The 10,790-nt window shown below is 42.3% G+C and carries 8 protein-coding genes, 1 tRNA gene and 1 pseudogene; all 10 read left to right on the top strand.

Annotated features, from left to right (window positions below):
- Positions 1-22 precede the first annotated feature (22 nt).
- Positions 23-99, top strand: a tRNA-Asn gene (locus L1D51_RS18350).
- A 181-nt stretch (positions 100-280) separates the two neighbouring features.
- A complete protein-coding gene (locus tag L1D51_RS18345) occupies positions 281-2,224 on the top strand; it encodes an EAL domain-containing protein (RefSeq protein WP_054563644.1) in 1,944 nt (647 codons plus the stop codon).
- Between the two features lie 175 nt (positions 2,225-2,399).
- Entirely contained in the window at positions 2,400-2,981 is a 582-nt protein-coding gene (rsxA, locus tag L1D51_RS18340; RefSeq protein WP_054553689.1) for an electron transport complex subunit RsxA, read from the top strand.
- A 1-nt stretch (position 2,982) separates the two neighbouring features.
- Complete coding sequence (rsxB, locus tag L1D51_RS18335; RefSeq protein ID WP_054563643.1) at positions 2,983-3,537, top strand: electron transport complex subunit RsxB; 555 nt, start codon at positions 2,983-2,985, stop codon at positions 3,535-3,537.
- Positions 3,538-3,545: 8 nt separating this feature from the next.
- Positions 3,546-6,215, top strand: a complete 2,670-nt coding sequence (rsxC, locus tag L1D51_RS18330) for an electron transport complex subunit RsxC (protein ID WP_239964447.1) — start codon at positions 3,546-3,548, stop codon at positions 6,213-6,215.
- Positions 6,212-7,267, top strand: a complete 1,056-nt coding sequence (rsxD, locus tag L1D51_RS18325; RefSeq protein WP_239964446.1) for an electron transport complex subunit RsxD — start codon at positions 6,212-6,214, stop codon at positions 7,265-7,267. Before rsxC ends, rsxD begins: the two co-directional genes overlap by 4 nt.
- Complete coding sequence (gene rsxG / locus L1D51_RS18320; RefSeq protein ID WP_054563640.1) at positions 7,267-7,902, top strand: electron transport complex subunit RsxG; 636 nt, start codon at positions 7,267-7,269, stop codon at positions 7,900-7,902. The genes rsxD and rsxG overlap by 1 nt, the downstream gene beginning before the upstream one ends.
- Positions 7,902-8,600 carry an electron transport complex subunit E gene (locus L1D51_RS18315; RefSeq protein ID WP_054553694.1) on the top strand — a complete coding sequence of 233 codons (699 nt, stop codon included), beginning with the start codon at positions 7,902-7,904 and terminating at the stop codon, positions 8,598-8,600. The genes rsxG and L1D51_RS18315 overlap by 1 nt, the downstream gene beginning before the upstream one ends.
- Positions 8,601-8,638: 38 nt before the next feature.
- Positions 8,639-9,271 carry an endonuclease III gene (gene nth, locus L1D51_RS18310; protein WP_239964445.1) on the top strand — a complete coding sequence of 211 codons (633 nt, stop codon included), beginning with the start codon at positions 8,639-8,641 and terminating at the stop codon, positions 9,269-9,271.
- A gap of 259 nt (positions 9,272-9,530) precedes the next feature.
- Positions 9,531-10,603: pseudogene (locus L1D51_RS18305) on the top strand (IS256 family transposase).
- Positions 10,604-10,790: the final 187 nt, after the last annotated feature.

The following is a 10,790-nucleotide window of genomic DNA, read 5'->3' as shown; positions in this document are numbered from 1 at the left end:
GCACCACACTACTCTATTTAGTTCCCCCTTAGCTCAGTTGGTTAGAGCGACGGACTGTTAATCCGCAGGTCCCCCGTTCGAGTCGGGGAGGGGGAGCCAACTCCGCGAATCTATTAAAATTTTATCTACTATTATTCGTCGATTGTATTAGACTTTAAAGCACTTATAATCTAACCTAATTTAAGTTTATTCTATATTATGCTTTAGAATACAACGACTATACTTAAAGCAATCAATCAAGGAATTGATTCCTTCCTTTAGGCTTTTAAAAGATAAGAACATGGCTGGCTTTAAAAAACTTATTTTTATACAACTTATATCTTGGTTGCTGTTTGCATTATTAGGTGGTTACTTTATTGCGCTTAGCTTTGATAGCGCAGTCAGTGATGCACAGCAAAAAGCACAGCGTGTAGTAAACGCATATATAAATACACAAACCATTGAGCAACTTGCACCAGAGAAAATACAAAAAGCATTTGCCGATGGTAGCACTTTTTCTAAACTTGTGATCCGTGATCAATCAGGTCAAGTGGTTAGCATGGTAGAATCTAGCCAATCCCTACCCTTGTTTGCTGAAATAGTTAATAACAGTTTTAATTCCATTCGCCCTCAGTTCGCCGTTAATCAAACATCTGACATTAAAGTAGAGTTTACGATTAATGCACACAACCTGGCTAGCCTATTACAACAGTCTTTATTTATTGTAGTTTTGATTTCAGGCCTTATTGCCCTACTTCCTATTATTTATATGAAGAGCATGTTCCGCCGCCTAAATCGTAAAATTAGTACGACCATTTCAGATATCGTTGATATTTATATCAACCAAAATCAGGTTAACGGTGACCTCGAGCAAGCGATGGATACCACCCGCTTAAAGAAGTTAAGCAAAGATTTAATTCCATCGTTCAATCGCCTATCGCATTTCTTACAGACCAAGCATGATGACATTCAAAATAATGCGCTAAATATTAAAAAAGAAGCGTATAAAGATGTAGTTACAAACCTTGGCAATCGAAATATGTTTGTTGAGTACTACGAAAAGAATATTGAGAACGTAGAAAAGAGCACGTTTGGTTCGCTTGCTATGGTTCGTTGTAGCGAATTGCAAACCATCAACCAAACCCGTGGTTACCAAAAAGGTGATGAATACGTAAAAGGTGTGGCTGATATTATTAAACATATTAGCGGCACCTATACAGGCAGTCAGGTTTTTCGTTTAAACAGCTCTGACTTTGCAGTGGTATTACCTAATACCCCTCTTAAAGAAGCTGAACGCTTTGGCGATAACTTACAATCGCGTTTTACTCAGTATCAGCAAAACCAAGAATTAAGCTCAGTTGCTAACACAGGTATTGTTGGCTACGAAAAAGGTAAGCCGCTTGGTGAGTTATTATCGATTGTTGATAATGCAATGAGCATGGCGCAATCAAAACAAGCGAATGCATGGCATGTGCAGCGCGAAACAGACTTAGTTAATAACGCCAGCGCAGGTTTTGGTAACCAAAACTGGCGTAAAGTTATTAGCGAAGTGATTGAGTCGAAACGTGTTCACTTGGTTATGCAGAACATTATGCCAATAGGTAAAAGTGTTAAAGCCTATGCAGAGATTCAAGTTCGTTTTAAAACCGCAGAAAATCAAATGCTGCCAACAGCCTCTTTCCTTGCTATGGCAGAAAAGCTAGAAATGGCAATGGAAATTGACCGCTTAATTATCGATACTACTTTAGAAAAAGTTAAAACCCGTAATTTCTCTGAAAAATTCTTTGGTATTAATGTTACTGCATCAAGCGCTCACAATGATCAGTTTGTAATCTGGTTAGAACGCCGCTTACTGAAAGACAGTAACATTGCATCAAAACTTATTTTTGAAGTCAGTGAGTTTGGATTACAACAAAACATTAAAGCAAGTAAACGCTTTATCGATATGGTACATCGTGTGGGCGCACGTATTACTGTAGAACGCTTTGGTGTGGGGTTAACCTCATTTAAATTCTTTAGAGACTTAAAACCTGACTTTATCAAAATGGATGCAAGCTATACTCGCGGCCTCGAAGAAGATAAAAACAATCAATACTTTATGCGCTTAATGGTAGATCTTGCTCACCGTATTGGTGTGAGTGTATTTGCTGAAGGCGTAGAAAGCCAAGAAGAAAAACATATCATCGAAACGCTGTGCTTAGATGGTGTGCAAGGCTATTACATCGAAAAGCCAAAAGATATCTAACCCCTCTTTAAGGCCCAAAAAACCTTACTATTTTTGGGCCTATTCCATCTATTAACTTTGCTTTAACACTTTAATCGTAAACAGCTTTGTTAATTTTAGCTATTCGTCCCTCATGTGTTGTGTCGGCCCCCATAAAAAAGGATAATAGAGCCGTTTTTATTCTCGTGAGGCACGCATGACAGAGTATGTCTTGTTATTGATTGGCACTGTGCTAGTCAACAACTTCGTTTTAGTTCAATTCTTAGGTTTATGCCCGTTTATGGGTGTATCGGGTAAGTTAGATACCGCGATTGGTATGTCTTTAGCCACAACCTTTGTACTTACACTTGCCTCCGTGACCAGTTATCTGGTGAATCATTATATTTTGATCCCGCTGGATATCGAATTTTTGCGTACCATGAGTTTTATTTTGGTTATCGCTGTTGTCGTGCAATTTACCGAAATGGTGGTGAGAAAAACCAGCCCGACACTTTATCGCTTATTAGGGATTTTCTTACCACTTATCACCACTAACTGTGCTGTATTAGGTGTTGCCCTACTTAATATCAAAGAAGACCATTCATTCTTACAATCGGCTGTGTATGGCTTTGGTGCCGCAGTGGGCTTCTCTATGGTGTTAATACTGTTTGCCGCATTACGTGAGCGTTTAGCTGCGGCTGATGTCCCTGCTCCTTTTAAAGGTGCTTCAATTGCGATGATCACCGCAGGCCTTATGTCGATGGCCTTTATGGGTTTTACAGGATTAGTGAAGTTTTAATATGACCTTGTTTTATGCTTTGATAGCGTTAGGTTCATTAGCGCTAATATTTGGTTTAATTTTAGGTTTTGCCGCCGTTCGTTTTCGCGTTGAGAGCAACCCTATTGTTGACCAAATTGATACCATTTTACCGCAAACACAGTGTGGCCAATGTGGCTACCCTGGCTGTCGTCCCTATGCAGAAGCAATTGCCAATGGTGACGAAATCAATAAATGCCCACCAGGCGGCGAAGCCACGGTAAAAAAGCTCGCTGATTTAATGGGTGTTGAAGCAAAACCGCTGGCTGGCGGTGAGCAAGCAGATCCAGTTAAAACCGTTGCCTATATTCGTGAAGATGAATGTATTGGCTGTACCAAATGTATTCAAGCCTGCCCTGTTGACGCCATCGTTGGCGCAACTCGCCAAATGCACACTGTATTAATCGATGAATGTACCGGTTGTGACTTATGTGTTGAACCATGCCCTGTAGACTGTATTGATATGCTGCCTGTCAAAGAAACCAAACAAACCTGGAAATGGCAATTAAACGCAATCCCTGTGACTCAGGTAGATTAGGAGCACAGATGGAAAAGTTAATAGATCAAATTAAACAAGGCAAAGTGTGGTCTATACCTGGAGGCGTTCACCCACCAGGTCAAAAGCTGCAATCAACAACACAAGCCATTGCAAGACTGCCACTACCAGACAAGCTCGTTGTATCACTAAAGCAACATATTGGTGCTAACGGCAAACTTATTGTTGAAAAAGGCCAGCAGGTTCTAAAAGGTCAAGCATTAACTAAGCCAAGCGGCAATTGGTCAGTGCCTGTGCACGCGCCAACATCAGGGTTGATCAGCGATATTTGCCCAATGCCTTCTGCTCATCCTTCAGCACTGCCTGAGCTTAGCGTAATTATTGAACCTGATGGTGAAGATAACTGGTGCGAGCTTAACCCTGTGCCTGATGCTAAAGCACTTTCCCATGATGAGCTTGTCGATATTATTCATCAAAGTGGTATTGCCGGTATGGGCGGCGCAGGTTTCCCAACCTATGTAAAAGCAGATACCCGTAAAGCCATTGAGTTTTTAATTGTTAATGCCGTTGAGTGTGAGCCTTATATTACCGCTGATGACATGCTAATGCGCGAACATGCCGATGGCATAATTGCCGGTATTGAATTAATGCAGCAGCTGTTAAGTCCACAGCTGACAATTATTGGTATTGAAGATAATAAACCCGATGCCATTGCAGCCATGAAACAAGCTGCACAACATAACGACAGCATAATAGTACAAACAGTGCCAACGGTTTACCCTTCTGGCGGTGAAAAACAGCTAATTAAACTGCTAACGGGCAAAGAAGTCCCAAATGGCAGTATTCCTGCCGATATTGGTATGTTGGTGCAAAACGTCGGTACCTTGTTTGCGGTAAATCAAGCCGTATATGAAGGTAAACCACTGATAGAACGTGTAGTAACGGTAACCGGTAACACCATTCACAAACAAGGTAATGTGTGGGCTTTACTAGGCACCGAAATTAAACATTTATTAGACTGCCAAGGCTTTTCACCGGTTCCACAGCAACGTGTGGTCATGGGCGGTCCAATGATGGGCTTTACCCTGCCAACAGTTCGCATTGGTGTCGTTAAAACAACGAACTGTATTTTAGCGCCAGATCACCAAGAACTTGCTGAGCCGGGTGATGAAAAAGCCTGTATTCGTTGTAGCGCCTGTGCTGACGCCTGCCCTGCTTCATTGTTACCTCAGCAATTACAATGGTTCGCTAAGTCAAAAGAATACGACAAACTCAACGAGCACAACTTATTCGATTGTATTGAATGCGGTGCCTGTGCTTATGTATGCCCAAGTGAAATTCCCTTGGTACAGTACTATCGTGTTGCTAAAGCAGAGATAAAAGAGCAGCAAGCAGAGCAAATCAAAGCAGAGCGCGCAAAAGAGCGTTTTGAAGCACGTAAAGAGCGATTAGAGCGCGAGCAAGAAGAGCGTCAAAACCGCCACAAACGTAAGCCAGCTACTAAGTCAGATAACGAAAAACAAAAAGTGGCCGATGCACTCGCCCGAGTTAAAGCTAAATCTGATGATACAGACAGCAAATCAGCCGTAGCAGCAGCTATTGCCCGTGCGAAAGCGAAAAAGCAAGGTGCTGAGCTTGAGCCTGATAACTCTGAAGTAGCTAAAGAGCGTGCAGCGCGTAAAGAACAAGCACGTAAATACAAAGAGCAAAAAGCACTAGAGCAAGGTGAAGAAAGCGTCGATAAAGACGATAAAAAATCTGCGGTTGCTGCCGCTATTGCCCGTGCTAAAGCGAAAAAAGCTGCTCAAGCTGCAGAAGATAACGCTTCTGCTGAAACTGGCGCTGCGCCAAAAGATGACAAAAAAGCTGCTGTTGCAGCTGCTATCGCTCGCGCTAAAGCGAAAAAAGCAGCGCAAGCTGCTGAAAATCAAACTGAAGCTGAAGAAGATAGCGCACCAGTAGATGACAAAAAAGCTGCTGTTGCTGCTGCAATCGCTCGTGCTAAAGCGAAAAAAGCAGCGCAAGCTGCTGAGAATCAAACTGAAGCTGAAGAAGATAGCGCACCAGTTGATGACAAAAAAGCTGCTGTTGCCGCTGCTATCGCCCGTGCTAAAGCGAAAAAAGCAGCACAAGCTGCTGAGAATCAAACTGAAGCTGAAGAAGATAGCGCGCCAGTTGATGACAAAAAAGCTGCTGTTGCAGCTGCTATCGCCCGTGCTAAAGCCAAAAAAGCAGCTAAAGAGCAAGCGCAGAGTGACGACTCTTCACAGCAAACTAATGATTCAAGTGCTGAGGCAGATGCCCAGCCACAAGCTGACGCTCCTGAATCTAACGAAGATAAGAAAAAAGCCGCCGTTGCTGCCGCTATCGCTCGCGCCAAAGCGAAAAAAGCCGCTAAAGAGCAAGCACAGAGTGACGATTCTTCAGAGCAAATAAATGATTCAAATGATGAGGCTGATGCCAAGCCACAGGCTGACGCACCTGAATCTAACGAAGATAAGAAAAAAGCCGCTGTTGCAGCTGCCATAGCTCGAGCCAAAGCGAAAAAGGCCGCTAAAGAGCAAGCGCAGAGTGACGAATCATCAGAACAACTTGATGATTCAAAACCGCAGGTTGATGAACCTGAGTCTAGCGAAGATAAGAAAAAAGCAGCGGTCGCTCGTGCCATTGCAAGAGCTAAAGCGAAAAAGTTACAACAAGAAGGAAACGATAAGTCATGAAACTAACCATGGCGAGTTCGCCGCATAATCATAGCCATAAATCATTAAGCCGATTAATGATGACAGTGATTGCTGCGTGTATTCCAGGCTTAATCGCGCAAGTTTTCTTTTTTGGTAGCGCTGTTTTAATTCAGCTTGTTCTCGCGCTAATTACAGTTAGCGCCTGTGAAGCCGCTGTATTGATGCTTCGTAAACGCAAAGTTTGGCAAACACTCAGTGATGGTAGTGCGTGGTTAACAGGCGTATTACTGGCGTTGAGTATTCCGCCTTTAGCGCCTTGGTGGATTATCGTAATTGGCTGTTTGTTTGCAATTGTTATTGTAAAGCAGCTTTATGGCGGCCTTGGCTTTAATTTATTTAACCCTGCTATGGCAGCTTATGTATTACTACTTGTATCGTTTCCGGTGCAAATGACAAGCTGGTTACCTGTTAGTGATTTACTTGCATCTCCGATAAGCTTCTCACAGCAACTGTCTGTTATTTTCAATGGCTTTACCAGCGCTGGTTTTAGTGTTGATCAATTACGTGTAGCGATTGATGGCACAACCATGGCAACGCCGCTTGATACCGTTAAAACAGATGTCGCCCATCACCTAACGGTGGCTGAGAGCATGAGTAAGCCTCTTTTTAATGACTGGTTTGGCCTTGGTTGGGGCTGGGTTAACCTCGGCTTTTTAATCGGGGGGCTTTATTTATTAAAAGCTAAAATCATTAATTGGCATATCCCTGTTAGCTTTTTTGCCTCATTGGCCGTGTGCAGTGGTATTGGTTATATTGCAGCTCCTGGCACAGAGCCAGGCGTGGTATTTCATTTATTCAGTGGTGCAACAATGTTAGGGGCATTCTTTATTGCTACCGATCCAGTTTCTGCATCAACAACGAATAGAGGCCGTTTAATTTACGGTGCGTTAATTGGTCTACTTGTTTACTTAATTCGTACTTTCGGTGGTTATCCTGATGCTGTGGCATTTAGTGTATTGCTTTTAAATATGGCGGTACCTTTAATTGATTACTACACGAAACCACGTACTTACGGCCATGGTGTGAAATAATGATCCTTTCCTCAATGACTAAAAACGGCGCTATTCTTACAGCATTTGCGCTCATTACCACAGGCACTGTGGCCCTGACTCATAGCCTGACTGCTGAGCGTATTGAAGAGCAAGAAAAGCAACAACTTGCAGAGCAACTTCAACAAGTACTTGATGCCCATCATTATGACAATCAACTATACAAAGATTGTGTCGTGATCACCGATGAGCGCTTAGGTCCACGCCCAGAGCAAGTTATTTATCGTGCTTACAAAGACAATAAGCCTTACGCTTTAGTGATGCGCCATGTAACACCAAGTGGTTATAGTGGCGATATCAACTTATTAACGGCGGTTTTTGCCAATGGTGAAATAGCGGGTGTTCGTGTCACTAAGCACGAAGAAACACCGGGCCTTGGCGATAAAGTTGAGGTCAAAAAATCAGACTGGATCACCCTTTTCAAAGGCCAAAATGTACTGGGTGAAGATGATAGCCGCTGGGCTGTTAAAAAAGATGGTGGCCAATTTGATCAGTTTACTGGCGCAACCATTACACCGCGTGCCGTTGTCGGCTCAGTAAAACAAGCTGTGCTGTTTGCCCAAGCTGAATTTGATAACTTGTTTGCTGCGCCAAACATCTGTCAAGGAGCCAAGTAATGAGCCAAGTTAAAACTTTATTTAAAGATGGCATGTGGGCCAATAACCCTGCCCTTGTGCAGTTATTAGGCTTGTGCCCACTACTTGCCGTTACCTCTACGATTACCAATGCATTAGGCCTAGGTTTAGCAACTTTATTGGTTCTGGTTGGTTCTAACGTCACCGTATCGATTGTGCGTAACTGGGTACCTAAAGATATTCGTATTCCTGTTTTTGTGATGATCATCGCAGGCTTTGTAACCATCGTGCAGCTAATGATGAATGCCTATACATTTGGACTTTATCAATCACTGGGGATTTTTATTCCACTGATTGTTACCAACTGTGCCATTATCGGTCGCGCAGAAGCATTCGCTTCTAAAAATACCGTGCCACTTTCAGCCTTTGACGGCCTGATGATGGGACTTGGCTTTATGTTAGTTTTAGTGGTGCTAGGGGCAATGCGAGAGCTTATTGGTCAAGGTACGCTATTTGATGGCGCCGATTTATTATTAGGCCCATGGGCTGCTGCACTTCGAATTGAAGTATTTAGTTTTGATAACCAATTTTTATTGGCAATTTTACCACCGGGTGCCTTTTTAGGGCTTGGTTTATTGATTGCTGCAAAAAATGTCATTGATACACAAATAAAATCTAAGCAAGTTGTTACTCCAGAAGCAGAAAAAGGCCCTAGAGCCCGAGTGACAAGTTTAACTTAAAGGAGAGCACGCACCGTCACTGCGTGCTTTACGCCACCATGAATAAAGAAAAGCGCTATGAGATCTTATCTCGTTTACGTGAGCAAAACCCGCACCCAGAAACAGAGCTTGAATACTCAAGCCCGTTTGAATTATTAGTTGCGGTTACCTTATCAGCACAAGCTACAGATGTGGGTGTTAATAAAGCCACCCGTAAGCTATTCCCTGTTGCTAACACGCCTCAAGCGATTCTTGATTTAGGCCTTGAAGGCCTTCGCGATTACATCAAGACCATTGGTTTGTTTAATTCTAAAGCCAATAATGTCTATAAAATGTGTGAGATTCTGGTCAATAAACATAACTCAGAAGTACCAGAGAATCGTGAAGCGCTCGAAGCATTACCGGGGGTTGGCAGAAAGACCGCGAATGTAGTTTTAAACTGTGCCTTTGGCTGGCCAACAATTGCCGTAGACACGCATATTTTCCGCGTATCTAACCGCACTAAGTTTGCTATGGGTAAAGATGTAGTTGCTGTAGAACAAAAATTAGAAAAAGTGGTAACTAAAGAATTTAAAGTCGATGTGCATCATTGGTTGATTCTTCACGGCCGCTATGTGTGTACGGCTCGAAAACCTAAATGCGGCAGTTGTATTATCGAAGATTTGTGTGAATTTAAAGAGAAGACTGAGTAACTCATTTATGAATAAGACTATTAAATACTTATAATTAATGGGTATATAATAATGTTTTAAGAGACTGTAACTAATTTTGTGTAATTGCCTATCTCAAATTACCCTATAGATGGGTTAAGGATAAGCAGATGAACATGAATAAAAAAGAACTTTAAGCTTTCGCAAGAGAAGCCGCCAAAGGGATTAAAACCCCTGAGGACCTAAACGAATTTAGCCAGATGCTCAAAAAATCACCGTTGAAGCGGCACTAAATGCAGAGATGGATGAGCATCTAGGTTATGAGAAGCACCATAAATCAACTTCTACAAACAGTCGCAACGGTAAAAGTACTAAGCGAGTTAAAACTGAAGATGGTGAATTTGAACTCGATACACCTCGTGACCGTGAAGGCTCCTTTGAGCCAAAGTTTGTCAAAAAGAACCAAACCCGCTTTACGTCCATGGACGATAAAATCCTCTGGCTTTACGCGCAGGGTATGAGTACCCGTGAAATCATCAGTGCATTTGATGAATGGTATGGTGCTGAGATATCGCCTACGTTGCTGTCTCGTGTCACGAACGCGGTTATTGACCAGGTAATTGAATGGCAATCTCGCCCTTTAGACGCTGTTTACCCTATTGTTTACCTAGACTGTATCGTCGTTAAAGCTCGCCAAGATAAACGGGTTATCAACAAGTCCACTTTTCTTGCATTGGAATAAATACCGAAGGCCATAAAGAGTTGATGGGAATGTGGATTGCTGAGAATGAAGGTGCCAAATTCTGGTTAAATGTGCTGACCGAACTTCAACAGCGTGGTGTAGAAGACATCCTCATAGCGTGTGTTGATGGCCTAAAAGGCTTTCCTGATGCAATCAATACATTCCAACATTCAACTGTGTATTGTGCATATGGTGCGAAATTCATTGAAATATGTTTCATGGAAAGACTACAAGGCCGTTACAGCAGACTTCAAGCGCGTTTATCGTTCAGCTACAGAAGATGAAGCCTTACTTGAATTAGAGCGCTTCGGTGATGCCTGGGATGCCAGTATCCGCAGATTACAAAATCATGGCGCAATCATTGGCAAAATCTAAATACGCTTTTTAATTATCCTGAGGATATTCGAAAGGCAATCTACACAACCAATGCGATAGAGTCGCTTAACAGTGTGATTAGGAAAGCGATTAAGAAGCGAAAAATCTTCCCGAGTGATGACTCGGCAAGAAAGATGGTTTACCTTGCGACTAAAGATGCCAGTAAAAAATGGACAATGCCCATTCAAAACTGGCGTCAGGCGATGAGTCGATTTATCATCGAATTCGAGGAACGCCTCGAAAGACATATTAACTAAGTGGCAGTTACACAGAATCTGTTACAGGGTCTGTTTTAATTGAAATAGATTAGAACTAGCTCCTAATAATGATAATAAATGAAAACGTTTGATTTAAAATCACTTGCTTTCAGACTATTTTTATTACTGTAATTTGCATGTATAAAAGTTAGATTTGCTAACTCCATAATAGGTCTAAAGTCTATAC

The sequence above is a fragment of the Pseudoalteromonas shioyasakiensis genome (genome assembly GCF_022398475.1).
Taxonomy (GTDB): domain Bacteria; phylum Pseudomonadota; class Gammaproteobacteria; order Enterobacterales; family Alteromonadaceae; genus Pseudoalteromonas.
Note: the sequence above shows the minus strand (reverse complement) of the source record. Positions and strands in the feature narration are given on the sequence as shown.